The following is a 24,550-nucleotide window of genomic DNA, read 5'->3' on the forward strand; positions in this document are numbered from 1 at the left end:
AAAGGATGATTTTCATGATAGATTTTAGTAAAGAAATAAAGAAGAAAAATGATAATGACGATGAAGAACCACAACTAGAGAAAGATTATACTCATGATATGAAAAAAAAGAAAAAGATAGAGAAAGAGGAACTTCTTAGAAAGTTGCACGAGGCAGAGTCTAATATCTCCAGTTCAGATGAAAAATCACTTGAAATGGAGAAGGAATAATGAAATACTTATCAAATTTATCAGATATTCCAGAATTTTCTTCAGCAGCAACAGATTCAGGACAATTCTTTCTTCCTCGTCCAATAATAGATAATCCACAGTTTAATGATTTGAAAAGTAGTGGCATTTTTCTCTACATGCTTTTATTAAATCGTTTAAGAGGAGCGGTTGACTTTGAATTAAAAGCATATGATGAAAACGGAAATACTTTTGTATGTTACCCTATAGAGGAGCTAATGGAGTCTCTTCAGTCAGGTAAAAGTAAAGTAATTTCTTTGAAAAAGAAGCTAAAGAATCATGGTTTAATTGAAGAAGTTCACCAAGGGGCCAATCTACCTAATAGAATTTATCTAACAGATAAGATTTTAAAATATTACTGATGAAGTAGGAGGAATCTATAATGATTTTCGTTGATGTTAAAAGACTTGTTCAGCTCTTCTTTATTTTTCTAGGAGCTATAGCTGTATATATGTTCTATAAGACATTTGGTCTTAGTATGGTGTTTATAATTGTTTTAGGGTTGGCCGTTTTAAAATTCGCTCCAGCTTTCTTTCCAGTTGTATTATTATTGTATTTTGGGCTTCACTTTACAGGTGACTTTTCCTTTATTGCAGATGGAATTGTGACAATTCTATGGAGTATCATTTTGATTCCAATGGCTATATTCACTATTGACATGAGCAAATCCTATTTTAGTAAAAGAGAGAACCCCTGGTATGACAAGTAAGAGTTTATCTGAAAAGATAGGCTCTTTTTTTGACAGAACAAAGGATTATTTGAACATTCAGGTTAAAATTTATTAAAATAATCATAATTTTAATAAGGGAGGATTCTGAATGGCTTTCTTTGATGAGAGAGAACTAAAAAATCAATTGCTATTTCAAAATGCAAAAGAATTTTATAACTTTGTTTCTAGGTATGATGAGGAGATGATTCCAGTCATGAAAGCAAAGGGCTATACCTGTATTCATTCTATGGAGCGTACCGTCGCTTTCACATTTGGTGAGTTTACTTTCAGAAGAAGACGTTGGAAAAAAGGAGATCATTGGGTAATTCCAGTTGATGAAAAGTTAGGACTTCAGAAGAATGTCCGTTTCTCCTGGGAATTTATGTATCAGGTAGCTAAATTATCTACTTTAATGCCATATGATAAAGTAACTCAGGTAATCCAATTGACTTATCACATCTCTATTACAAAGCCAATTGTAGTAAAAGCTGTAAAAATTTGTGAGAAGTTGTTAGAGGAAAAAGAAGCCTATCGATATTACGAAGAGGGGACAGAAGTTAGCAAAAGAAAACCCCAGGTTATTTATATTGAGGGTGATGGTGTGATGGTTAAAGCACGTGACACACAGACGGATAATAAGCATTACGATTTATCCCATTTTGTAGTTCATACAGGAAGCCAGAAAGTTAGCAGCAATCGATTTGAACTCCAGGATAAAAAAGAATTTATTGGCCTTGATAATCGCTTAGTGAGGGAGCAGGTAATCGATTATCTATTCAATAATTACGAAGTTACGGATCAGACTTTATTGATTACGAACTCTGATGGAGGTCGTGGATATACACCCTATGTTTTCAAAGAAATTGCAAAGGTTTTACGTATTAAACGACACGAACATTTTTGGGATGAGTATCATGTAAATAAGGAGTTGAAGAATTATCTGAAATTTTACTCTGAAGACTTATTAGAGAGAGCTTTCCAGGCGATTAAGCAACATGATAAGCAGTTAATGAGAACTGTACTAGATACGAGCGAAAGTTACATCGAGACAGAAGAAGAACAAGAGTTATTTGAGAAGTTCAAGAGTAAAATATTGAGAAATTTCCAATATACTAAACCAGCTGAACAGAGAGGATTCAGTCATGCAGGAATCGGGATAATGGAGAGTCAGCATCGTAAGGTCACTTATAGAATGAAAAAAAGGGGGATGTACTGGACTCTTGCTGGAGCTGAAACGATGAGTCGAATTGTTGTTTTGAATTATGAGGATTCCTTGAGAGAATTATTCTTTGGTAACTGGAGAGAAGATTATGAAAAATTTATTTCTTTAGAGGAAGTTTCTGCATCTACCATTAAAAAGAGAATGAGTAAAACTGATAAAGAGAATACATCTAGATATCAATGTTACCCTGATAGCAAAAGATTATCCTACTTCCGAAAACAATAGAAGTACATAACAAAATACATAAAAAGTTATATAACAATAACCTTTGTAAAAAAGGTCTTTTTGTGCTACAATCAAACATAAAATGCTTGCGCGGTGTGTAAAAATGTGTTATAATTTACTTAAATTAATCGAATAAAAAAAGACGAAAAGTGCGCTAACACTTCTCGCCTTACCGAGTAAGAAACCGACCTTCTTACTCAGTCTTTAATTAATGATACCTAATAAGTGTATCAATGTCAAGACTGAGCAAGAAATTTGTTCAGTCTTTTTTTAAACTCGGTGATGTTCTCCTGAAAAATATATGTATTTAGGCGTTCTAAAAAATTCTACCGCATACTGCTATTGGTGTTTATATTTCCACCAGTATCGATTATTTAATTATTTTAATTATTTTATTTGCACAGCTATCACAGAATAAACAGAAATGGCATATCTATGCGGGGCAATATCTAGGCACAGGCTTACTTGTAGGGGCGAGTTTAGTTGCTGCTTATGTCGTCAATTTCGCGCCTGAAGCATGGATGGTTGGATTGCTTGGTTTAATCCCTATCTATTTAGGGATTCGCTTTGCAATTGTTGGAGAAGGTGAGGAAGAAGAGGAAGAAATTATTGAAAGATTTGAACAAAGCAAGGCAAATCAACTGTTTTGGACAGTTACATTGCTGACAATTGCGTCTGGCGGAGATAATTTAGGTATCTATATACCTTATTTTGCTTCGTTAGATTGGTCACAGACACTCGTGGCGTTGCTTGTGTTTGCAATCGGCATAATTATCTTTTGCGAGCTTAGTCGTGTGCTATCCTCTATGCCGTTAATATCCGAGACAATTGAAAAATATGAGCGAATCATTGTGCCCTTAGTATTCATTCTACTTGGACTATACATCATGTATGAAAATGGCACGATAGAGACTTTTCTAATCGTGGAGATTTTTTAGTTTTTCTGGATTTTAGCCCAAGATCAAATCAACCCTCTGACTTCAGAGGGATTTTTTGTGTGCATTTTTCTAGCCTTGTTCCTGCCTTGGAAATGTGGTATACTATTTATGAAAATTGTCTAAATTTTTAATTTTATTAAGGGAGGGTTTCATGATTTCCAAATCTTCTGGAAGCCATCAAAACCTGCGATATGTTTTTCTCCTAGCTCTGTTGCTCGGAGCTTTGGGTGTCTCTCTGTTTCTAGCTGTTTCTATGGGGTCTGTTCAGATTAGCTTGAGTGATACTTATAGAATTATTTTAAGTAAGATGGGGGCCCCTCTGGATATAGGAGACCTTTCGAAGTCTACACTTGCTATTGTTTGGAATATGAGATTACCACGGGTTTTTCTTGGTTTGATAGTTGGTGCAGGCCTTTCCATGTGTGGTAGCGTTATGCAGTCAACAGTCAATAATCCAATCGCAGAACCTTATGTTTTAGGAATTTCAGCTGGGGCAACCTTTGGTGCGACTTTGAGCATCATTCTCGGGTTTAAGGTCATGATTGGTCTGGGCTCTTTCCTTGGAGCGCTTGTGGCAACAGTTGCAGTCCTTCTGATTGCTTCCATGCAAGGCAGGATGACAACTTCAAGCCTGATTTTATCAGGGACAGTTGTGAATGCACTATTTTTGGCTTTTTCAAACTTTATTATTTCAATTGGCGCTAATGCTGATAGTGTCATGACCATCAAGTTTTGGACCATGGGTTCTTTAGCGGGGACTTCCTGGGCTCACTTAACCTTGCCAACTATAATCGTGGGAATTGCTTTTTTATTTTTCTCTACCCAATATCGTGTTTTTAATGCCATGATGATGGGTGATGAGGCGGCTTTGACCTTAGGGATTCCCCTACGTTTTTACTGGTATCTTTATGTGACGATTGTGGCTATAATGACAGCAATCTTGGTATCGACTTGTGGGATTATTGGTTTTGTTGGTCTCATCACACCTCATTTGGCACGAAGCTTGGTGGGGACAAATTACAGAAGACTTTTTCCGATAGCTACTTTGCTCGGCGCACTATTTGTTGTTTGGGCAGATGTTCTTGCTCGTGTCTTGATTCAAAATGCTGAACTGCCGATTGGGATTTTCACAGCTCTAGTAGGTGCTCCTTTCTTTATTTATATGGTTGGAAGTAGACGAGGGGAGGTGAAGGTCTGATATGGACTTAATGTGCCAGGATATTCACTTTGGAATCGGAGAGAAAAAAATTCTCAAAGGAGTGTCGCTCAAACTGGAGGGCAAGCAATTTCATACCATTTTGGGACCCAATGGAAGTGGGAAAACTAGCTTGCTGAAACTCCTCTATCGACAGGAAAAGCCTGATCAAGGTTTGATTTCTCTAGATGGGAAACCCTTGGAACAAATGAGCGTCAAGGAAACGGCAAAGCAGATGGCAGTCGTCACGCAGTTTAATCAGTTACAATTTGATTGTAGGGTTGAGGAAATTGTTATGCTGGGCAGAACACCCCATCTCGCTTTCTTACAAAAGGAAAAAGAAAAAGACTTTGCCTTGGTTGAGGATGCTCTGGTCAAGGTAGATATGTTCGAAAATAGAAATCGACTCTACTCTTCTCTGTCAGGAGGAGAGAAGCAGCGGGTTTTGTTGGCACGCGCCTTGGCCCAAGAACCGACTCTCCTGCTCTTAGACGAACCGACCAATCATTTGGATATCAAGTACCAGCTAGACTTGTTAACCATTGTCAAACATCTCAATATCAATGTACTAGCAGTATTACACGATATTCAGCTAGCTTGTCGCTATTCAGACTATCTCTATCTAATGAAAGAAGGAGAGATTGTTTACCAAGGGACTCCAAAAGAGACCATCACTCCTGAGTCTTTGCAGGCTGTCTATGGTGTCCAAAGTAGGGTTACTTGGACGGAAGACCAGCAAGCCATGATTCACTATTTATAAAAAATGAAAAGGAAAACAAAACATGAAAAAATCACTCAGTATTTTGCTCCTAACAGTAGCTACCTTAACTTTAGCAGCTTGTGGAAATAGTACAACAGAAAAAGCTACCACACAATCAAGCGCAGAGACAAGTCAAAAATCTACTACAGAAACAAGCTATCCCGTAACCATCAAAACTTATGATGCCAAAGGAAACGAAGTCGAACAAGTCTTTGAAAAGGCCCCTGAAAAGGTCATCACCAACAATCTTTCGACAACTGAAATCCTACTTGAACTTGGTTTGAAGGATAAAATTGCCGGTATGCTCAATCCTGATAATGCCGTAACTGGTAAATACAAGGAAGCAATTGAAGCTATCCCTCATATTGGGGATAAGAAATCAGTCTCACAAGAAACGGTTCTTTCTTATGAACCAGATGCCTTGATGGGACGAAACATGATGTTCTCTGAAAAGTCAATGGGAACTATCAGTGCTTGGAATGAAAATAAAATCCCTGTTTATACGCAAAAAGCTTCACTATCAAATATCCAACAGGATTTGGGAAATATCGTAGAAGATGTGAAGAATCTTGGTACCATTTTCAATGTCCAAGACAAGGCTAATCAATACGCAGAGCAATTGCAAGCTAAAATCGATGCGGTTAAAAAAGCCAACCCAGAAACACAGGGTGAAAAGAAAAAAGCTTTAATTATGGTTGCCTACAATGACGAAACCTTTGGTGCCTACAAGTCAGCCCTTCAAGAAAGTTTGCTTAACCAACTTGGTTACACAAATGTCGCAACAGGAACATCTGGCTTGACCTTGGAAAACTTAGTATCAATGGATCCAGAGTTGATTATCTATGTAACCAGCGACCGCAATCAAAAGTTGGATGAAAAAGCAGTGGATTTGATGAAGGCAAATGCTGTTTTGGAAAATGTACCAGCAATCAAGAATCAAAAAATCATGACCATCTCTTACGATGAGTTGATGGACTACGGTCCAGCAGTGATTGATTCCCTTGAAAAAATCAATGACTTTATCAAGAAATAAGGAGTTTAACTGGGAAGGGATTCAGGTTAGGGTCAGCCTTCCTTCAAACTATGACTCTAAACAAACCTACCCAGTTGTGCTCTTGAATGATGGGGAACTAGATTATTTATCATACCTATCCCAATCTGTGATTTTGGTGGGCTTGATTCCAGAAAATCGTCTGGATGACTTTACACCTTGGAAAGCTAGTGCGTTGAAAGAAGGGGCGCCAGATTTCGGTGGGAAGGGAGACGACTACCATCAGAAGCTCTTTCAAGGAATTCTAATAACTCTGAAAAAGGACTACTTGATTGATGAAAGTAGGATTGCTTATGGTGGCTATTCACTGGGCGGTCTTGCAGCTGTTTATAGTCTCTATAGTAGTCATCTTCCTGCGACCTGTATCTTTTCTATCTGTGGTTCTTTCTGGTATCCAGAATTTATAGACTTTTGCAGGGAACATACTTTGATACAGAACCAAAGTCTGATTTATCTGCAAAATGGTCAGATAGAAGGTGCCAATCATTCCAATCGTCTGTCTAAGGCTCCTATTTTTGCTAGAGGCATTCATGATCTGATTTCAGAAGCAGCTCCCTCAACATATTCCACCTTTGATGCTTATGGGCATCATGAAGCTCTCGACCAACGCTATCAACAGTTTTGTGATTGGCTAATGAAAGAATGGGAGCTTAAATAAAAAAGCGATACTCTCTGTTTATGATGGACAGAGAGTATTTTTCTTGCCTTTAATCGGGTATGTTTTTACATTTCGGAGTGATTATCCAAACCGAAAGTTTAACTGTAATGCATCAAAATGTGGTATAATGAGTAGATAGATAGAATCGAGGATATTATGTCATTTACGAAATTTAAATTTAAAAAATATATAGAAGAAGCTTTGGAGGAGTTGAAGTTTACGACTCCTACCGAGGTGCAGGATAAGTTGATTCCTATTGTCTTGGCTGGTCGAGACTTGGTTGGTGAATCAAAAACAGGTTCAGGGAAAACTCATACCTTCTTGCTTCCAATTTTCCAACAGTTGGATGAAGAGAGCGATAGTGTGCAGGCAGTTATCACAGCTCCAAGTCGTGAATTGGCGACTCAGATTTACCAAGCTGCTCGTCAAATTGCAGGACATTCTGAAGTAGAAATTCGTGTTGTTAACTATGTTGGTGGTACAGATAAGGCCCGCCAAATTGAAAAACTGGCAAGCAACCAGCCCCATATTGTTATCGGAACACCAGGTCGTATCTATGATTTGGTAAAATCAGGCGATTTGGCTATCCACAAGGCTAAGACCTTTGTAGTCGATGAAGCTGATATGACCTTGGATATGGGATTCTTGGAAACAGTTGATAAGATTGCAGGAAGTCTTCCAAAAGACTTACAGTTTATGGTCTTTTCAGCGACTATTCCGCAAAAACTGCAACCATTCTTGAAAAAATACTTGTCTAATCCAGTTATGGAAAAAATCAAGACCAAAACAGTTATCTCAGATACCATTGATAACTGGTTGATTTCGACCAAGGGTCGTGACAAGAATGCTCAGATTTATGAGTTGACTCAAGTCATGCAGCCTTATCTAGCCATGATTTTTGTCAATACAAAAACTCGTGCGGATGAATTGCATACCTACCTAACAGCCCAAGGCTTGAAGGTTGCTAAGATTCATGGGGATATTGCTCCTCGTGAACGTAAACGGATCATGAATCAGGTCAAAAATCTTGATTTTGAGTATATCGTAGCAACTGACCTGGCTGCGCGTGGGATTGACATCGAAGGTGTCAGCCACGTTATCAATGATGCTATTCCACAGGACTTGTCCTTCTTTGTTCACCGTGTTGGGCGAACTGGACGTAATGGTCTACCAGGTACAGCCATTACCCTTTACCAGCCTAGTGACGACTCAGATATTCGTGAGTTAGAGAAATTAGGAATTAAGTTTGTGCCTAAGATGGTCAAAGACGGAGAATTCCAAGATACTTATGACCGTGACCGCCGTGCTAATCGTGAGAAGAAACAGGAAAAACTGGACATCGAAATGATTGGTCTGGTTAAAAAGAAAAAGAAAAAAGTCAAACCAGGCTACAAGAAAAAAATCCAGTGGGCGGTCGATGAAAAACGTCGCAAAGCCAAGCGAGCAGAAGGTCGTGCCCGTGGACGTGCAGAGCGAAAAGCTAAACGCCAGACATTTTAAAAATGAAACAAACACCCTGAGACAAGTATTTCAGGGTGTTTTTATGATATCAAAAAGGAAAGCAGAAGTGCTTTCCTTTTTGATATAAAATATATGCTTTCTATGACTAGGCAATTTTCTTAATCGAAAAATTACGAAATAGAAAGAGAGATTTCAAATCCATGCATCCATTCGGATTTTACTACGATGTCGATTTTTAAAGCATCTGCTAATTGTTTGACAAGATAGAGACCCATGCCTGTTGATTTTTTCCTTGTCTCTCCTGAATCACCTGTAAATCCTTTTTCAAAGATATGAGGGAGGTCGCAAGCTTTAACTCCACACCCATTATCCCTAATAATCAGGGTTTTGCGCCCCTTGTCAATTGACATAGAAATCTTGAGTTCTGGTTTGTCAGAGCAATATTTAAGGGCGTTGGCTAATATTTGAGACAGGATAAATCCAAAACTGCGTTGATCGGTGTAGCAGATTCCTTGTATGTTTTCTAACTTAATCGTAAAATTCTTTTCTTTGAGCAAGGGATCAAAGTTCTCCAAAAGATCTTGGATACACTCTTCTAGGTCAAGGTCTTCAAATAGAAAATCATTTTTCTCACTTTTCACCCTGTAGTAGAATAGGATCTGTGATACATTTCCTTGGATTTGATTTTTCACATAGTCTAATTTAAAAGCAGTATCCTCAGGTAGTTGGTCACTTTGATTGTCTAAAAGGAGGGAAAGAAGCGATAAAGGAAGTTTAATCTCATGCGCCCATTTTTCAACATAGTCCTCGTACTCGGCTAGTAATGAGTTGAGTTTTCCTATTTGAGCCTGCTTTTGATAAAGTGTATCTGCTATTTTTTCAATGCTTTCTTTCTCTGAGGCACTTGATAAATTCAATAATTCAAGCTCAGTATCGATTTTAGGATTGGCTATGAAGGATTTATAAGCAGCGGATTTTTTTCTTTCTTTTCTTATAAGTAAGAATGATAGGATGAAAAAAAGCAGGACGGTGGCTAAAATATAGAGAAGGACGAGAGCTTGAAACATTCTCACATCTGAAAGCCAAAGCAGGATAGCTGTAAATAGATCAAATGCTAAGAGAACAAGTAACCAAGGCAGATAACTAGCTAGATATTTTAGATTATGTTTCATCTGGACTTACCTCTTCTAGCTTGTAACCAATACCTCTGACGGACTTGACTTGAAGAGCAATGCCAGCCTGTTTCATCACCTTTTTCAGCCTTGCAATGTTTACTTGTAGGGCATTTTCATCGATGAACTCAGTTGTATTCCACAGTTTCATACTTAGTTCTTCTTTTGTGACGACTGAATCAGTTGCCACTAATAAGGTTTCTAACAATTTCCCTTGATTTTGAGGGAGTAAAATCGAATGTCCGTTGATATAAAGAGTATAGGTATTTCTATCCAGCAGGAAATTATCTTTTTCAAGCAAATTTTGTCTACCTTCATAGCGTTTCAAGATGTTTTCTATACGAGCCAAGAATCTTTCTTTCTTGAAAGGTTTTGTTAAGTACTCGTCAGCCCCTAATTTTAGGGCGTAAATTTCATCTTTTAGTTGTTCACGGGAGGTGAGAACCAATATGGGCACAGAGCGTTTGGACTTGAGATTTTTACAAATTTGAAACCCTGTTTCTCCTGGTAAATTCAAATCCAGTACGATTAAATCCGTATCGTATTGCAATACTTGCTGGCTTGTATCTTTGAAGTCAGTCAACTTATCAACTTGATAACCCGCTTTCTCTAACAAAATGACAATTTCATCTCGAATCAAGGCTTCATCTTCAATAACCAGAATATGCTTCATATCGGCTCCTCCTTTTCCTATTTTATTCTACCTTATTCATCTCTTTTGGGTTCCATTAATGACAACAAGTACTTGTTGCTATTTTTCTTTACAATTCTTATATAGATGACTTCAAATCCAGCTAACAGCAGTATTATCAGCATGGCTGTGATAAATTTCTGCCCCATGGCCATTCTTGAACTGGCTGGTACTATTCCTGTGAGGAGGGAGCTCACTCCGAAGCTACTACTGATAAGTGCAAGAGCTATTGGTAGACCAAAATACCAATTGATTTGCTTTTCTGAAGATTTACAAAGAGTTTCGTAGTTTGCTCCGAGATGGATTAAGGTCTGGTATCGTCTGTAGGATTGTCTTTGTCCCATCAAAAACTGAACGCCGATAATTGTATTTGCGACAACAAGGAAGATGATAGCCAGATAGATGGTGATATAGCTGGCAGAGATAATGTAAAATAATTGTCTTCCCATATTTTGTATATAACTTTCATAGCCAAGAGGGCTTTGATTCAGTTTTTTATTGGTATCTGAGATAGCTTTCATCAGGCCTTTTTCCTTGACCAACTCAGGAGCCAAGATACCACTAACATAATTTGAATACCGACCATCTGTATAGCTCATAAAGGTTTCATCTGGGACTATGAGGGCTATAGAAATGGTTATTTCACGATCCGTTACAATCGGTAAAGACTGAACCTCTCCAATCAATTTTACATCATTTCCCATGACTTTGATTTGAGGATTTGTTTTCAGAACAGAGTTAACTAGATTATCATCCGGGAGAAAATCTTTTCCCATATACAAGTAGGCTTCCTTGTTTGTTAATTCTAGAGGAGGGAGACTGGCAGCCTTTCTAAGCTCATTGTATTCAGAGAGTGGCAAAAGGTGGCAACTTATATACTTCTGGAAATTATGGACTAAGACTTCCTTGTTTTTACTTTCTTTTTGCTCTTTCAATACCTTGATGAACTGTTCAAAGGACACGGACTCGTGTTCTTTCGGTTTGCCCACTTTGATTTGTAGAATCTTTGAAAACTGTGATGCCAGTCCAGCAGCTTCAAGCTCTTTTTTTACTGTATTCATATCAAGATTTTCATCTGTTTCCTGTTTGCTATCTCTAAATGTATAATCCAAAACGTGGGTTTGATTGCCTGAATTGCCACTTGCAATGGCAACACCTGCTCCAAAGAGGCACAAGGCAGAGAAGATTAAGAGGGAGCAGATAGCCAGTATAGTTGAGCGCTGGATAACTAATTCTTGAATCTGTCTAAAATTATAGGTGTGGAGTTTTCGATTGCTTCCAAGCTTGACCAAAAAGTCTATAAACAAACGCATACCAAAGAAGAGTAGTATAGTTCCTAGAGTTCCCAAGAGAACAGTGATGCCCATTGTTATGACATTTTCCCAAGCTCGTCCACTCATCCCCAAGTAATAGGCTGTTCCTAGAAGCAAAATTCCGAGGACAGAAGCAAGAAGGTACACACCCTTGGGGAGTAGTTTCTTCATGCCAGAAGGAGAATAGGATAGTAGATCTCCGATTTCCTTATTGGCTGTTTTTGCACTTAAAAGAATAAAGACAGCTAATTTTACGGCTAGGAAACCGATGATTGTATAGAATAGAGCTGTAGTAGATAGAGAAAATTGATGTTCAATAATCCCTAACCCAACAATTTTAGCGGTTATTAGGCTAATCAGTTCTGAAATCAAGATTGAAATTGGAAGACCTATTCCAAGAGCAAGGATACTGTTTCTCAAATCCTCGAGTAGGAGCAGCAAGAACAGTTTGCTTCTTCGCATCCCTAGCGTTAGATAGACACCAAATTCATGTTTTCTCCTTTCCATCTGCATACTGCTTGCGAAGTAGACTAGAAAAAAGAGAATAAAGAGGGTTGCTACATAAAGAATGGGAATCATGCTAAAGAGTTTATTTACAGCGTCACTCTCTATTTGTTTGAGAAAGATCATCACATCTTGATGGGACAAAGAAAGGATGATGTAAAAGGAGATAATAGAAAGAACCATGGAACTGAAATACAAGCCATTATTCTTTCGATCCCTCTTGCTATTTCTTGAGACTAATTTAGAAAACATTGCCATCACCTCCAGCCAGTGCAGACATGACCTTTAGTATTCTGTGGTAAAAATCTTCTTGACTTTCTCTTGGATAATCGCGTCGAATTTCATGGAATAGTTTTCCGTCTTGGATAAACAAGATGCGGTTGCAAAAGCTGGCAGCGACTGAATCGTGGGTCACCATGAGAATGGTGGTTTCTTCCACTTGATTCATTTCGGATAATTTTTGCATCAAAATGGTCGCATTTTTTGAATCCAAAGCTCCTGTGGGCTCATCTGCAAATACAATCTTAGGGTCTAAAATCAAGGCACGCGCAGCAGCTACCCTTTGCCGTTGACCACCTGATAATTGAGATGGGAACTTATCCAGAAGTTCAGAAATATCTAGATATTGGGAAAGCAATTCTAACCGAACCTTGCTTTCGTTGGCATCGACCTTGTGCAAAGACAAGGGGAGTAAAATATTTTCTTTGGCTGTCAGATTGTCCAAAAGCTCAAAATTTTGAAAGAGGTAACCAATTTCCTTGCCACGATAATCAGCTAACTGACTACCTTTTAACTGACCTAAATCTTTTTCTTGCATTTGAATGGAGCCGTCAGTTGGTTTGATGATAGTAGCGAGACAGTTAAGAAGGGTTGTTTTCCCAGAACCACTGCTCCCCATAATCCCTAAGAACTCACCTTTGACAACTTGAAAAGATATACCGTTCAAGGCTTTGGTGATATTCGGCTCTTTTCCATAATGCTTTTTTAATGATTCTACTCGTAAAATTGTTTCCATGTGAAACACCTCCATCTTTTGTTACTTTCATTATAATATGAATCAGAGTAGAATAACACTTACGGATGATGTAAGAAATCTTTATCATTAGGTTATTGGAGCTATACTTACTATATTATAGCATGGTTTCAAGGATTAAAAAAGAGGAGTTGAGAGTCGAGAAATTTTCCTAATATTGAAATTAAAAAAATAATACCACTGTAGTCCATGCTCCAGCAGTATTATTTATTATTTTATAGGAAACTCTACTCCCACTCAACGGTTGCAGGTGGTTTACTTGTGATATCGTAGACGATACGGTTAACGTGGTCAACTTCGTTTACGATGCGGACAGAGATCTTTTGGAGGACTTCCCAAGGGATCTTAGCGAAGTCAGCTGTCATTCCATCGATAGAAGTGATGGCACGGATAGCGATGGTATAGTCGTAAGTACGGCCATCTCCCATAACACCTACTGAACGAACGCCAGTGTTAACAGTGAAATATTGCCAGATATCGCGGTCAAGACCTGCTTTGGCAATTTCTTCACGAAGGATAGCGTCTGATTCACGAACTGTTTCAAGTTTCTCTGCAGTGATTTCACCCATGACACGGATAGCAAGTCCTGGACCTGGGAATGGTTGGCGCCATACGATGTGGTCTGGCATGCCAAGTTCAGTACCGAGGGCACGAACTTCATCCTTGTAAAGAGTATTTAAAGGCTCGATGAGTTCAAACTGCATATCTTCAGGAAGTCCACCCACGTTGTGGTGAGACTTGATGGTTTGAGCAGTATCAGTACCAGACTCAATCACATCTGTATAAAGAGTTCCTTGAGCAAGGAATTTCACATCTGTTAGTTTGCTTGCTTCGTCATCAAAGACATAAACAAACTCGTTACCGATAATCTTCCGTTTTTGTTCAGGATCAGATACACCAGCCAATTTATCAAGGAAACGTTTGGCAGCATCTGCTTTGACAATGTTCAAACCAAACTTACCACCAAGCATATCCATAACTTGGTCAGCTTCACCTTTACGGAGAAGACCGTGGTCTACAAAGATACAGATCAATTGATCCCCGATGGCTTTTTGGAGAAGAACCCCAACAACAGAAGAGTCAACACCACCAGAAAGTCCGAGGAGAACACGTTTGTCTCCAACTTTCTCACGGATTTGTTTGATTTGCATATCGATGAAGTTATCCATTGTCCAGTCGCCTTTGGCACCACAGATGTTCAAGGCAAAGTTTCGGAGGATATCATAACCGTGTACTGAGTGGCGAACTTCAGGGTGGAATTGGATACCATAGATTTTCTTGTCTGGATTTTCAATAGACGCGTAAGGACAGTCAGCAGAAGTTCCAGTACGGACAAAATCAGCAGGAATTTCTGTAACAGCATCCCCATGGCTCATCAAGACAAGTTGCTCATCTGGAGTACCCGCAAAAAGAGCTGATTCTGTGTGAGTCAATGTTGATTGACCGTATTCACGGTTACCAGCATCGCCTGCAGGAACAACCTTACCACCAAGCTTGTGAGTCAATAGCTGCATACCATAGCAGATTCCCAAAATCGGAATTCCAAGTTCAAAAATCTCTGGATCAATATCAAACGATCCTTCTTCGTAAACAGAGTTTGGACCACCTGAAAGTACAATCCCGATAGGATTGATAGCACGGACTTCGTCAGCCGAAATCTTGTGACTTTTTAGTTCTGAAAAGACACCAATCTCACGGATACGACGTGAGATGAGTTGGTTGTACTGGCTACCATAGTCCAGTACGATGATCTTTTCGACATCTTGCAAATCAGTTGAAATGTTGCTCATCTTTTCCCTTTCTTAAAAGAAATATCTTCTTGAATATTCTATCATAAAAGGGTTAGAATTACCAACCAAACAAGTGCGGTTTGACTTTTCCCTATGAGATAGGGTACAATGGAAAAAATAAAGAAAAGAAGTGAGCAAGCATGTTACCAGCTTATATGAAAATCCACGACCAAATCAAGAAAGACATTGATGAGGGAAGTTGGAAAATTGGGGAAAGACTTCCAAGTGAGCGAGATTTATCTGAGGAATTTGAAGTTAGCCGTATGACTCTGCGTCAAGCCATCTCCCTTTTGGTCGAGGAGGGGGTTTTGGAGCGTCGTGTGGGTAGTGGGACCTTTGTTTCTAGTACTCGTGTTCAGGAAAAAATGCGTGGAACAACTAGTTTTACGGAGATTGTAAAAGCACAGGGTAAAACACCATCGAGTCATCTGATTTCCTATCGTCGAACGATTCCTAATGAGCAAGAAGTTGAAAAATTAGGGATTAAGGCTACTGAAAATATTATCCGGATGGAACGTGTTCGTTATGCAGATCAAGTTCCTGTAGTCTACGAGGTGGCTTCTATCCCTGAGAAATTTATCAAAAATTTTAAGAAAGAAGAAGTAACCAAGCACTTCTTTCAAACCTTGCAGAAACATGGTTATCGGATTGGTAAATCTCACCAGACTATATATGCTCGCTTAGCCAAGGAAAAAATTGCTCATTATCTGGAAGTGGAAAAGGGACATGCTATTTTAGGGCTTACTCAGGTTTCATACTTTGATGATGGTACAGCTTTCGAGTATGTAAAGAGCCAATACGTCGGAGAACGTTTTGAGTTTTATCTAGAAAATAATTAGTTTTTAACAATACTCTTGGAGTAAAATCAGATCTACTTTAAGAGTTTTTATTTGGTTAAGATTAGAAAACAGTTTCCGATTAAGAAAAATAGTAATCATACGAGTATTTTTCAAAGATTCGTGTTATAATAGTTAGGTTATATGGTCCCGATAAGGTGGTAGTGAACGTCATTTAACGATTCTCTACCAGTACTTTGTAACTCTATAACGAATATTTTTTAAGGGGGGACATTTTTATGTCAGAACGTAAATTATTCACGTCTGAATCTGTATCTGAGGGGCATCCAGATAAGATTGCAGACCAAATTTCAGATGCTATCTTGGATGCTATTTTAGAGCAAGATCCAGAAGCCCACGTTGCTGCTGAAACAGCTGTTTATACTGGTTCAGTTCATGTTTTTGGTGAAATTTCAACCAATGCCTATGTAGATATTAACCGTGTGGTACGTGATACGATTGCAGAGATTGGCTATACCAACACTGAGTATGGATTCTCAGCTGAAACAGTAGGAGTTCATCCATCATTGGTAGAGCAATCTCCTGATATCGCCCAAGGGGTTAATGAAGCCTTGGAAGTTCGTGGAAATGCGGATCAAGATCCACTTGATTTGATTGGAGCTGGAGACCAAGGTCTTATGTTTGGTTTTGCGGTTAATGAAACTGAAGAACTCATGCCATTGCCAATCTCACTCAGCCACAAGTTGGTTCGTCGTTTGGCAGAGCTTCGTAAGTCTGGTGAAATTAGCTATCTTCGTCCAGATGCTAAATCTCAAGTTACTGTTGAATATGATGAAAATGACCAGCCAGTGCGCGTGGATACAGTCGTTATTTCAACTCAACACGATCCAGAAGTTAGCAATGAACAAATCCATGAGGATGTGATTAACAAGGTTATCAAAGAAGTGATTCCAGCTTCTTATCTTGACGACGAAACTAAATTCTTCATCAATCCAACAGGTCGTTTCGTTATCGGAGGACCTCAAGGAGACTCAGGTTTGACTGGTCGTAAGATCATCGTGGATACTTATGGTGGTTACTCACGTCACGGTGGTGGTGCCTTCTCTGGTAAGGATGCGACTAAGGTTGACCGTTCAGCTTCTTATGCAGCTCGCTACATTGCCAAAAACATCGTTGCTGCAGGTCTCGCTAAGAAAGCAGAAGTTCAATTGGCTTATGCCATTGGTGTAGCTCAACCTGTATCTGTTCGTATCGATACCTTCGGTACTGGAACAGTAGCTGAAAGCAAGCTTGAAAAAGCAGCACGTCAAATCTTTGACCTTCGTCCAGCAGGAATCATTCAAATGCTTGACCTCAAACGTCCAATTTACCGTCAAACAGCGGCTTATGGACACATGGGACGTACAGATATCGATCTTCCATGGGAACGCTTGGATAAGGTTGATGCCTTGAAAGAAGCAGTTAAATAAAGTAAAAAGGAGTTGATATAAACTCCTTTTTTAGTTATTTATTGATAGTCTTTAAAAAAGCCCAGTTTCCAATGGACTTAGTCCCGTACTCTAATTCCATGAAATCTAGTAATACATATTCATTCTTTTTATAGAATGGAACATTTTTTTCTGTACTGGTAATGAGTCCTAAGCGCTTGCAGCCCTTGGGTTTGACATAGGGTTCAACTACGTCTCTAAGAAAAGCACTGCCCACTCCTTGTCCTTTAACGGATGGATTGACTGCAAGGAGCATCAAATACCAGTCAAAGCTATTAGATTTTTTCAAATGTTCTTCGGAACGGTCTACTAGATCAAGATACTTCAAAAAATTTCGTGGGCTAATGTAGCGAAACAGTTTTATGACACCATTTAGCAAGTAAGATAAGATAGAAAAATCATTTTGTTGTAATAAGGCGACAGCTAGGATTTCTCCGTCTTGTTCAGCTACTAAGCAGGTCTCTTCTTTGATATAGAGGCAAGTAAGGAGACTTTCCAAGAGTTCTAAGAAAGCAGGATAGTTTTCAGGTTTCTTGAGATCATCTATGATTAGAGTTAAGAATGGATAGTCAAAGAAGCTATCGGCTATTACTTTTCCAATTTTTTGGTATTCGTCTAGCCTTGCTTTCCTGTATACTATTTTCTCCATTGATGGGCTCCTTTTTTAATGTTAGTAAATTATAATAGTAAAATTAATTGTTTTGATGATCAAGTACCGAGTTTTTACAAAAATATTGCCAAATTTAGTAAGTGAAGGATTGTTAAAAAACTCTTTCTGTAACACTGAATCTGATTCTAGAAAATCGGATTAGACAGACAAAGAACACTCTAAAAAGTTAGAATTTTTAGAGTGTTGTCCAAATATTGCTAAGTTTTATTTTGTTGGGATTGAGATTTCAATCAATTTTTCAGAGTAGAGGGTCTTGATATTAGCTTCATCGATATTTTGCTTTTCGATCTTGCGATTCAAGAAAAATTCTTGGATTTTTTCTATTTCTTGTTCGCGAATAGCACGATGTTTATTGGAAATGAGGATTTCATAATGAAGCGGTGCCTGAGTAAAGATAACATCAGTATTGCCTGCAGAGTAGACTTCTACGAGTGTAGCGTCGGTACTCTCCAGTTGGCTTTTAACAAGGTTTGAGTGAGAATTAGTAGTGTTGATGAGCTTCATAGGCTTTCCTCCTGTGTTTCTATTTCTATTATAGCACTTTTTGGAAAAATTGGAAAAGTTAATTTAAACTTGATGCTGTTTTTTCCAAGCTTCAATTGCCCATTTATGACTGCCACGTTTTAAGTTAGCAATGGCTTCATCGATTGGGAACCAAGCTAGATGATTGAAGTCCTCCAAAGGTTTTTGGATTTCTTGATAAGAAGTAGCTTCGTAGAGATAGGCTGGATTGTAGTAGTAAGTGTCACGATGGCTGGAATAGAAATACTCATCTGCTTGTCCATAATAAGTGCCAATCTCAGCTGTAAAACCTAATTCTTCAATCAGTTCTCGTTTGAGAGCTTCAAAATGATCTTCGCCTGCTTCAATCTCGCCACCAGGCAAGAACCATGCACCATTTGGAGCTTGAACGAGTATAATCTTTTCATGTGCTGAGTCAGGGATGACTGCATAAACACCATATCTAGTTTTGTAGGTTACACCCTCTTTTTTTTCTCCAAAGGTTGGATTTGTCATAAATTTCTCCTTTATGTGTGCGCTTTCTTTCTATCATATTAAAGAATGCTCTTACTGTCAAGTAAGAACATTCTTTTAGTATGTGGAATTAGTCATTTGAGTCAACTGTTTCCAATTTATTTTTTGATTTAATCATGATTTTACCATTGCTAGTCATGACGGCTTTGAGGTTTTTCTCGCTTGGATTTTCAAGGTAGTAGTCTGTAATCGCATCTTCGATATAGTCTTGAATGGTACGACGTAGTGGACGAGCTCCCATTTTTGGATCATAACCAAGGTCTACAAGTTTTTCTTTAACCTTATCTGTTACATCTAAATGGATGTTATTGCTTGAGAGTCGTTGATTAACATCATCTAGCATGAGGTCAACGATTTGAAGAAGATTTTCCTTGCTGAGAGCCTTAAATTCAATAATACCATCAAAGCGGTTCATGAATTCTGGACTAAAGAAGTTACCGAGTTCACCTAGGACAGAGTTGGTACGCCCTTCTCTAGCTGCACCAAATCCGACGCTTGCTTCTGCTTTTCCTGTACCTGCATTTGAGGTCATGATAATAATGGCGTCTTTAAAGCTAACAGTTCGTCCTTGACCATCCGTTAAACGACCATCGTCCAAGACTTGGAGGAACATATGCATAACATCTGGATGGGCTTTTTCAACTTCATCCAAGAGGATCAGTGAGTAGGGGTTACGACGAACTTTTTCAGTCAATTGACCAGCTTCATCATAGCCTACGTATCCTGGAGGGGCACCAACGAGTTTAGCCACGCTGTGTTTTTCCATGTATTCACTCATGTCAAAGCGAATCATGCTGTCAGCAGAACCAAAGAGTTCGATGGCCAGCTGTTTAGAAAGTTCTGTTTTACCGACACCGGTAGGACCAACAAAAAGGAAGCTACCGATTGGACGGTTTGGAGTACCGAGTCCAACACGGTTACGACGGATAGCCTTAGCGATCTTATCAACTGCATCATCTTGACCAATAACATGAGCCTTGAGGTCATCTGCTAGGTTGATCAGTTGAGACTGTTCTTTTTCTTTCAAATCACCAACTGGGATATTAGTCTTTTGCTCGATGATGTGTTCGATTGTTTTTTCACTGATGATTGGGGTATCCTGATCCGTTACCTTGGTCTTTTGCATTTCCTTATATTTGGCAATCTGGTCACGGAAGTAGGCTGCTTTTTCAAAATCTTCATCGCGGGTTGCTTGTGCCTTGAGATTTTCTGCTTCGATTAAGCGTTGATCGATGACCTTAGGATCTACAAAATTCAAGGTTAAGTTCATTTTTGAACCAGCTTCATCTAGAAGATCAATGGCCTTGTCTGGCAAGAAACGATCTTGGATGTAGCGGTTAGAAAGAGTAGCGGCCGCTTCGATAGCCCCATCAGTATAGTGAACATGATGGTAATCTTCGTATTTCTTTTGAATACCTTTCAGGATAATAATGGTTTCTTCAACAGTTGGTTCATCAACTTTGACAGGTTGCATACGACGTTCAAGGGCAGCATCTTTTTCGATGATGCGATATTCATTGAGGGTAGTAGCTCCAACAAGTTGGAGTTCGCCACGAGCTAGGGCTGGTTTGAGGATATTTCCTGCATCCATATTACCTTCTCCAGCAGAACCAGCTCCAACAATCTCATGAATCTCGTCAATGAAGAGGATGATATCATCGCGTTTGCGAATTTCCTCCATGAGTTTTTGCATGCGTTCTTCGAATTGACCACGAATACCTGTGCCTTGAACTAGGCTAACAACGTCTAAGCGAATAACTTCTTTCCCTTGAAGTTTATGAGGGACATCACCGTCAACAATTTTCTGAGCTAAACCTTCGACAACGGCTGTCTTACCAACACCAGGTTCTCCGATAAGGACTGGGTTGTTTTTTGTTCTACGGTTAAGAATTTCAATGACGCGGATGATTTCCTCGTCACGACCGATAACAGGGTCAACATTTCCACGACGAGCAATCTCAGTTACATTGATACCATATTCATCCAAGAGTCCTTTTTCCTGGATTGGTGGTGGGGTTTGGGCAGGACCACGATTTTGGGAACCATAGCCACCATTTCCACCGTATCCACCCCCTGACTGGGTTGGGGGGATATTGTTGTTATTAGAAGAAGGTCTAAAGTTGTTGAGATCGTTAAAGAAGTCTCCAAAGGGATCAAAATCACGGTTGTTTAAATCTGTAATGCCCTTGAATAAGCTATTGTTAGGATCTGTTTTGATAATTTTGTAGCAATTTTGGCAAAGATCGATTTGCTTTTGTTGTCCATTGAGATTGGTATAAAGATGAATTGTTGAGTCATTGATTTTACAGTTTTGACAGAGCATACCGCCACCTCATTTCTTTCTTAGTCTTGACTAAATCTAAAAGGTCAAAAATAGTCAAACAAGTATATAATTTAATTATATCATGATTATTGGGCAATTCAAGTAAAAAGATTGGATACTAGCACTATAAATAGTAGAGCGCTAATCATGAGAAAATCTTGATAGTAAGAAAAAAAATCCTATTTGTCATACAAAAAGGATTCTCGTTGGTGAAAGGCGGTGGGACAGAAATCAATAGACAAAGTCTCGATTTCGTAGTCCCAGCCTCGCGAAGATGATTAGGAGTTTTGGGAGTCTAAAAGACGAACGAAAAGTCCAATCAGCTACCGCGTCAAAGTTTGATTGCTAATAAAAAGTGAGGTCGGGATCTTTTGTCCCAACCTCTGTATATCTATTATTAGTATAGAAGTTCGTAAATTTCCATCGCAATCAAGTCGATGCTGTCAAAAGTATATGTTTCACGCGCTTCAACATCACGAAGTGTAAAAATTGGGCCATTTTCTTCATCATGGTTAAAAGCAACTTCAGCTACAACAACTCCCTCGCGCTCAAAGTTACGTTTTAAGTTACCACCATCTTTTGTCATTGCTTCTAGGCGGTTGATGATTCTAACCAAATGTGATTCCATTTTGATTCTCCTCCATTTCTTATCGTTACTATTTTACCATAAAGAGTATCCACTTGACTAGAAAAAACTAAGATTTCTCGCTATTTCTGTTTTCTTTGAAATTTTATTGAAAATAAAAGGAAAAATATTGCATTTTTATTCAAAACATGTTATACTCATACAAGTTTTAAGTTAGAAATTAGAAAGTAGTGGATTTATGAATTTTTCTTTTTTACCTAAATATCTGCCATATTTTAACTATGGTGCTCTTGTAACAGTCTTGATTTCTGTTTTGGTTGTCTTTTTGGGGACAATTTTAGGGGTAGTCTTGGCTTTTGCTCAACGTTCTAAAATAAAGCCCATAGCTTGGCTTGCCAATGTTTATATTTGGATTTTCCGTGGAACACCTATGATGGTACAGATCATGATTGCTTTTGCTCTTATGCATATCAATGCTCCGACAATTCAGATTGGAGTTTTGGGAGTTGATTTTTCACGTTTGATTCCAGGGATTATCATTATCTCTATGAATAGTGGTGCCTATGTATCAGAAACAGTTCGTGCTGGTATCAATGCAGTACCTAAAGGACAATTAGAGGCGGCTTACTCTCTAGGGATTCGTCCTAAAAATGCCATGCGCTATGTCATCTTGCCACAGGCCATCAAGAATATCTTGCCAGCCTTGGGGAATGAGTTTATTACCATTATCAAGGATAGTTCACTCTTGTCAGCAATCGGTGTTATGGAATTGTGGAATGGAGCTACAACGGTGTCAACAACCACTTACTTGCCTTTAACTCCACTCTTATTTGCAGCCTTTTACTACTTGATTATGACCTCTATCTTGACACTAGCCTTGAAAGCTTTTGAAAATCGTATGGGACAAGGAGAGAAAAAATAATGACTGAAACGCTAATTAAAATTGAAAACCTTCATAAAAGCTTTGGAAAGAATGAAGTTTTAAAAGGAATTGATCTGGAGATAAAAAAGGGAGAAGTAGTGGTGATTATCGGACCGTCTGGTAGCGGTAAGTCAACCCTCCTTCGCTCTATGAATCTCCTCGAAGAAGCGACAAAAGGAAAGGTTATCTTTGAAGGAGTAGACATTACAGATAAGAAAAACGACCTCTTTGCCATGCGTGAAAAGATGGGAATGGTATTCCAACAGTTCAATCTCTTCCCCAATATGACAGTGAAGGATAACATCACGCTTTCTCCTATCAAGACCAAAGGGGAAAGTAAGGAAGTTGCTGAGAAGAGAGCGCATGAGCTCTTGGAAAAGGTTGGTTTGCCAGATAAGTCCGATGCCTATCCACAAAGTTTGTCTGGAGGTCAGCAACAACGTATTGCTATCGCGCGTGGTCTAGCCATGGAACCAGATGTCCTACTATTTGATGAGCCGACTTCTGCCCTAGACCCAGAAATGGTTGGGGAAGTACTAGCGGTTATGCAAGAACTTGCTAAGTCAGGAATGACCATGGTCATCGTGACGCATGAGATGGGCTTTGCGCGTGAAGTGGCAGACCGTGTCATCTTTATGGCTGACGGTGTTGTTGTCGAAGATGGAACTCCAGAGCAAGTCTTTGAACAAACTCAAGAACAAAGAACCAAGGATTTCTTGAGTAAGGTTTTGTAAGAATATCATGAAAAGCTCCAAGTGGGCTTTTTCTTATAGTTTCAGACTATAAGGTCTCTTAGTCAAGAAGTGTTAGAGTGATAAGCCGTTTTTTGATATAATAGAACATATTTGATAGAAAAGAGAAGAAACATGATGCAGATTATCGATGGGAAGGCTCTAGCAGCCAAGTTACAAGGACAATTGGCTGAAAAAACTGCGAGATTGAAAGAAGAAACAGGATTGGTTCCTGGTTTGGTTGTTATTTTGGTTGGGGACAATCCTGCCAGTCAGGTTTACGTTCGGAACAAGGAACGTTCAGCGATAGCTGCAGGTTTCCAAAGTGAAGTCGTGCGAGTTCCGGAGACCATTACCCAAGAGGAATTGTTGGACTTGATTGCCAAATACAATCAAGATCCAGCTTGGCATGGTATTTTGGTGCAGTTACCATTACCAAAACACATCGATGAAGAAGCAGTTTTATTGGCTATTGATCCAGAAAAGGACGTGGATGGTTTTCATCCGCTCAACATGGGGCGCCTTTGGTCTGGTCACCCAGTTATGATTCCTTCAACTCCTGCTGGTATTATGGAAATGTTTCATGAGTATGGGATTGAACTAGAAGGTAAGAATGCGGTTGTTATTGGTCGTTCTAATATTGTCGGTAAACCAATGGCCCAGTTGTTATTAGCTAAGAATGCAACTGTAACCTTAACCCACTCACGAACACACAATCTTGCCAAGGTAGCTTCTAAGGCGGATATTCTTGTCGTAGCAATCGGTCGTGCTAAGTTTGTGACTGCTGACTTTGTCAAACCTGGGGCTGTTGTTATTGATGTGGGGATGAACCGAGATGAAAATGGCAAGCTTTGTGGCGATGTTGACTATGATGCCGTTGCACCAATCGCTAGCCATATCACACCTGTACCTGGTGGAGTTGGACCTATGACCATTACCATGCTGATGGAGCAGACTTATCAGGCGGCATTGCGTAGTTTGGGAAAAGACTAACTCCTAGTACGATTATTAATTTTAGATATTTTAAAACGAGTTCTAAAAACGAACTTG

25 protein-coding genes are annotated in these 24,550 nt (G+C 39.1%); 15 read left to right on the forward strand and 10 right to left on the reverse strand.

Annotated features, from left to right (window positions below; all coding sequences use genetic code 11):
* Positions 1 to 14: 14 nt before the first annotated feature.
* From M1R56_RS03130 to M1R56_RS03175, 10 genes are all read left to right on the forward strand, one after another.
* Positions 15 to 209 (forward strand): hypothetical protein, encoded by a 195-nt coding sequence (locus M1R56_RS03130; protein ID WP_248034572.1) that lies wholly within the window; start codon positions 15 to 17, stop codon positions 207 to 209.
* Positions 209 to 589: a replication initiator protein A gene (locus M1R56_RS03135; RefSeq protein WP_248034573.1), complete on the forward strand. Its 381-nt coding sequence runs from the start codon at positions 209 to 211 to the stop codon at positions 587 to 589. The genes M1R56_RS03130 and M1R56_RS03135 overlap by 1 nt, the downstream gene beginning before the upstream one ends.
* A gap of 20 nt (positions 590 to 609) precedes the next feature.
* The gene (locus M1R56_RS03140; protein WP_248034574.1) at positions 610 to 936 is read left to right on the forward strand and encodes a hypothetical protein; all 327 of its coding nucleotides are present in this window, start codon (positions 610 to 612) and stop codon (positions 934 to 936) included.
* Between the two features lie 109 nt (positions 937 to 1,045).
* Positions 1,046 to 2,383, forward strand: a complete 1,338-nt coding sequence (locus tag M1R56_RS03145; protein ID WP_248034575.1) for an ISLre2 family transposase — start codon at positions 1,046 to 1,048, stop codon at positions 2,381 to 2,383.
* Positions 2,384 to 2,706: 323 nt separating this feature from the next.
* Positions 2,707 to 3,321 carry a CadD family cadmium resistance transporter gene (locus M1R56_RS03150; protein WP_248034630.1) on the forward strand — a complete coding sequence of 205 codons (615 nt, stop codon included), beginning with the start codon at positions 2,707 to 2,709 and terminating at the stop codon, positions 3,319 to 3,321.
* Between the two features lie 151 nt (positions 3,322 to 3,472).
* Complete coding sequence (locus M1R56_RS03155) at positions 3,473 to 4,519, forward strand: iron ABC transporter permease (protein WP_248034576.1); 1,047 nt, start codon at positions 3,473 to 3,475, stop codon at positions 4,517 to 4,519.
* 1 nt (position 4,520) lies between these two features.
* Positions 4,521 to 5,276, forward strand: coding sequence for an ABC transporter ATP-binding protein (locus M1R56_RS03160; protein ID WP_248034577.1), 756 nt, complete (start codon positions 4,521 to 4,523; stop codon positions 5,274 to 5,276).
* A 22-nt stretch (positions 5,277 to 5,298) separates the two neighbouring features.
* Positions 5,299 to 6,309, forward strand: a complete 1,011-nt coding sequence (locus M1R56_RS03165; RefSeq protein WP_248034578.1) for an ABC transporter substrate-binding protein — start codon at positions 5,299 to 5,301, stop codon at positions 6,307 to 6,309.
* Positions 6,290 to 6,985: an alpha/beta hydrolase-fold protein gene (locus tag M1R56_RS03170; RefSeq protein WP_248034579.1), complete on the forward strand. Its 696-nt coding sequence runs from the start codon at positions 6,290 to 6,292 to the stop codon at positions 6,983 to 6,985. The genes M1R56_RS03165 and M1R56_RS03170 overlap by 20 nt, the downstream gene beginning before the upstream one ends.
* A 156-nt stretch (positions 6,986 to 7,141) precedes the next feature.
* On the forward strand, positions 7,142 to 8,485 hold the full coding sequence (locus M1R56_RS03175; protein WP_248034580.1) for a DEAD/DEAH box helicase: 1,344 nt from the start codon (positions 7,142 to 7,144) through the stop codon (positions 8,483 to 8,485).
* A gap of 131 nt (positions 8,486 to 8,616) precedes the next feature.
* Here the strand turns inward: M1R56_RS03175 and M1R56_RS03180 are convergent, their stop codons facing one another.
* The 5 genes from M1R56_RS03180 to guaA form a co-directional block, all read right to left on the reverse strand.
* Positions 8,617 to 9,618, reverse strand: a complete 1,002-nt coding sequence (locus M1R56_RS03180) for a sensor histidine kinase (protein ID WP_248034581.1) — start codon at positions 9,616 to 9,618, stop codon at positions 8,617 to 8,619.
* Positions 9,608 to 10,291, reverse strand: coding sequence for a response regulator transcription factor (locus tag M1R56_RS03185; protein ID WP_049528771.1), 684 nt, complete (start codon positions 10,289 to 10,291; stop codon positions 9,608 to 9,610). The genes M1R56_RS03180 and M1R56_RS03185 overlap by 11 nt, the downstream gene beginning before the upstream one ends.
* 32 nt (positions 10,292 to 10,323) lie before the next feature.
* Complete coding sequence (locus tag M1R56_RS03190; protein WP_248034582.1) at positions 10,324 to 12,378, reverse strand: FtsX-like permease family protein; 2,055 nt, start codon at positions 12,376 to 12,378, stop codon at positions 10,324 to 10,326.
* Positions 12,368 to 13,141: an ABC transporter ATP-binding protein gene (locus M1R56_RS03195; protein WP_004251193.1), complete on the reverse strand. Its 774-nt coding sequence runs from the start codon at positions 13,139 to 13,141 to the stop codon at positions 12,368 to 12,370. Before M1R56_RS03195 ends, M1R56_RS03190 begins: the two co-directional genes overlap by 11 nt.
* A 245-nt stretch (positions 13,142 to 13,386) precedes the next feature.
* Positions 13,387 to 14,949, reverse strand: coding sequence for a glutamine-hydrolyzing GMP synthase (guaA, locus tag M1R56_RS03200; protein ID WP_248034583.1), 1,563 nt, complete (start codon positions 14,947 to 14,949; stop codon positions 13,387 to 13,389).
* A 140-nt stretch (positions 14,950 to 15,089) separates the two neighbouring features.
* Between guaA and M1R56_RS03205 the strand changes: the two genes are divergently transcribed.
* Both M1R56_RS03205 and metK read left to right on the forward strand, forming a co-directional pair.
* Positions 15,090 to 15,788, forward strand: coding sequence for a GntR family transcriptional regulator (locus tag M1R56_RS03205; protein WP_248034584.1), 699 nt, complete (start codon positions 15,090 to 15,092; stop codon positions 15,786 to 15,788).
* A 236-nt stretch (positions 15,789 to 16,024) separates the two neighbouring features.
* Positions 16,025 to 17,215 carry a methionine adenosyltransferase gene (gene metK, locus M1R56_RS03210; RefSeq protein WP_000003967.1) on the forward strand — a complete coding sequence of 397 codons (1,191 nt, stop codon included), beginning with the start codon at positions 16,025 to 16,027 and terminating at the stop codon, positions 17,213 to 17,215.
* 34 nt (positions 17,216 to 17,249) lie between these two features.
* Here metK and M1R56_RS03215 read toward each other — a convergent pair whose 3' ends face one another.
* From M1R56_RS03215 to M1R56_RS03235, 5 genes are all read right to left on the reverse strand, one after another.
* Complete coding sequence (locus M1R56_RS03215; RefSeq protein ID WP_248034585.1) at positions 17,250 to 17,882, reverse strand: GNAT family N-acetyltransferase; 633 nt, start codon at positions 17,880 to 17,882, stop codon at positions 17,250 to 17,252.
* Positions 17,883 to 18,107: 225 nt separating this feature from the next.
* Positions 18,108 to 18,407, reverse strand: a complete 300-nt coding sequence (locus M1R56_RS03220) for a DUF1827 family protein (RefSeq protein ID WP_000767183.1) — start codon at positions 18,405 to 18,407, stop codon at positions 18,108 to 18,110.
* A 63-nt stretch (positions 18,408 to 18,470) separates the two neighbouring features.
* Positions 18,471 to 18,920 (reverse strand): NUDIX hydrolase, encoded by a 450-nt coding sequence (locus tag M1R56_RS03225; protein ID WP_045762885.1) that lies wholly within the window; start codon positions 18,918 to 18,920, stop codon positions 18,471 to 18,473.
* Between the two features lie 88 nt (positions 18,921 to 19,008).
* A complete protein-coding gene (locus M1R56_RS03230; RefSeq protein ID WP_248034586.1) occupies positions 19,009 to 21,261 on the reverse strand; it encodes an ATP-dependent Clp protease ATP-binding subunit in 2,253 nt (750 codons plus the stop codon).
* A 397-nt stretch (positions 21,262 to 21,658) separates the two neighbouring features.
* On the reverse strand, positions 21,659 to 21,889 hold the full coding sequence (locus M1R56_RS03235) for a DUF1797 family protein (RefSeq protein WP_000443576.1): 231 nt from the start codon (positions 21,887 to 21,889) through the stop codon (positions 21,659 to 21,661).
* 196 nt (positions 21,890 to 22,085) lie between these two features.
* On the opposite strand from M1R56_RS03235, the gene M1R56_RS03240 reads away from it, so the two are divergent.
* The 3 genes from M1R56_RS03240 (at position 22,086) to M1R56_RS03250 (ending at position 24,493) form a co-directional block, all read left to right on the forward strand.
* Complete coding sequence (locus M1R56_RS03240) at positions 22,086 to 22,769, forward strand: amino acid ABC transporter permease (RefSeq protein ID WP_001011628.1); 684 nt, start codon at positions 22,086 to 22,088, stop codon at positions 22,767 to 22,769.
* Complete coding sequence (locus M1R56_RS03245) at positions 22,769 to 23,503, forward strand: amino acid ABC transporter ATP-binding protein (protein ID WP_248034587.1); 735 nt, start codon at positions 22,769 to 22,771, stop codon at positions 23,501 to 23,503. Before M1R56_RS03240 ends, M1R56_RS03245 begins: the two co-directional genes overlap by 1 nt.
* 132 nt (positions 23,504 to 23,635) lie before the next feature.
* The gene (locus M1R56_RS03250; RefSeq protein WP_248034588.1) at positions 23,636 to 24,493 is read left to right on the forward strand and encodes a bifunctional methylenetetrahydrofolate dehydrogenase/methenyltetrahydrofolate cyclohydrolase; all 858 of its coding nucleotides are present in this window, start codon (positions 23,636 to 23,638) and stop codon (positions 24,491 to 24,493) included.
* Positions 24,494 to 24,550: the final 57 nt, after the last annotated feature.

Origin of the sequence: Streptococcus sp. oral taxon 431 (assembly GCF_023115445.1) — a bacterium.
GTDB lineage: Bacteria > Bacillota > Bacilli > Lactobacillales > Streptococcaceae > Streptococcus.

Coding starts and splice junctions, on each gene's coding strand:
- M1R56_RS03250 (WP_248034588.1), top strand. CDS start 23,636: ATGATGCAGATTATCGATGGGAAGGCTCTAGCAGCCAAGTTACAAGGA.
- guaA (WP_248034583.1), bottom strand. CDS start 14,949: ATGAGCAACATTTCAACTGATTTGCAAGATGTCGAAAAGATCATCGTA.
- M1R56_RS03230 (WP_248034586.1), bottom strand. CDS start 21,261: ATGCTCTGTCAAAACTGTAAAATCAATGACTCAACAATTCATCTTTAT.
- M1R56_RS03135 (WP_248034573.1), top strand. CDS start 209: ATGAAATACTTATCAAATTTATCAGATATTCCAGAATTTTCTTCAGCA.
- M1R56_RS03130 (WP_248034572.1), top strand. CDS start 15: ATGATAGATTTTAGTAAAGAAATAAAGAAGAAAAATGATAATGACGAT.
- M1R56_RS03175 (WP_248034580.1), top strand. CDS start 7,142: ATGTCATTTACGAAATTTAAATTTAAAAAATATATAGAAGAAGCTTTG.
- M1R56_RS03185 (WP_049528771.1), bottom strand. CDS start 10,291: ATGAAGCATATTCTGGTTATTGAAGATGAAGCCTTGATTCGAGATGAA.
- M1R56_RS03225 (WP_045762885.1), bottom strand. CDS start 18,920: ATGACAAATCCAACCTTTGGAGAAAAAAAAGAGGGTGTAACCTACAAA.
- M1R56_RS03215 (WP_248034585.1), bottom strand. CDS start 17,882: ATGGAGAAAATAGTATACAGGAAAGCAAGGCTAGACGAATACCAAAAA.
- M1R56_RS03235 (WP_000443576.1), bottom strand. CDS start 21,889: ATGGAATCACATTTGGTTAGAATCATCAACCGCCTAGAAGCAATGACA.
- M1R56_RS03165 (WP_248034578.1), top strand. CDS start 5,299: ATGAAAAAATCACTCAGTATTTTGCTCCTAACAGTAGCTACCTTAACT.
- M1R56_RS03195 (WP_004251193.1), bottom strand. CDS start 13,141: ATGGAAACAATTTTACGAGTAGAATCATTAAAAAAGCATTATGGAAAA.
- M1R56_RS03240 (WP_001011628.1), top strand. CDS start 22,086: ATGAATTTTTCTTTTTTACCTAAATATCTGCCATATTTTAACTATGGT.
- M1R56_RS03145 (WP_248034575.1), top strand. CDS start 1,046: ATGGCTTTCTTTGATGAGAGAGAACTAAAAAATCAATTGCTATTTCAA.
- M1R56_RS03245 (WP_248034587.1), top strand. CDS start 22,769: ATGACTGAAACGCTAATTAAAATTGAAAACCTTCATAAAAGCTTTGGA.
- M1R56_RS03180 (WP_248034581.1), bottom strand. CDS start 9,618: ATGAAACATAATCTAAAATATCTAGCTAGTTATCTGCCTTGGTTACTT.
- M1R56_RS03205 (WP_248034584.1), top strand. CDS start 15,090: ATGTTACCAGCTTATATGAAAATCCACGACCAAATCAAGAAAGACATT.
- M1R56_RS03155 (WP_248034576.1), top strand. CDS start 3,473: ATGATTTCCAAATCTTCTGGAAGCCATCAAAACCTGCGATATGTTTTT.
- M1R56_RS03220 (WP_000767183.1), bottom strand. CDS start 18,407: ATGAAGCTCATCAACACTACTAATTCTCACTCAAACCTTGTTAAAAGC.
- M1R56_RS03170 (WP_248034579.1), top strand. CDS start 6,290: ATGACTTTATCAAGAAATAAGGAGTTTAACTGGGAAGGGATTCAGGTT.
- M1R56_RS03160 (WP_248034577.1), top strand. CDS start 4,521: ATGGACTTAATGTGCCAGGATATTCACTTTGGAATCGGAGAGAAAAAA.
- M1R56_RS03140 (WP_248034574.1), top strand. CDS start 610: ATGATTTTCGTTGATGTTAAAAGACTTGTTCAGCTCTTCTTTATTTTT.
- M1R56_RS03190 (WP_248034582.1), bottom strand. CDS start 12,378: ATGTTTTCTAAATTAGTCTCAAGAAATAGCAAGAGGGATCGAAAGAAT.
- metK (WP_000003967.1), top strand. CDS start 16,025: ATGTCAGAACGTAAATTATTCACGTCTGAATCTGTATCTGAGGGGCAT.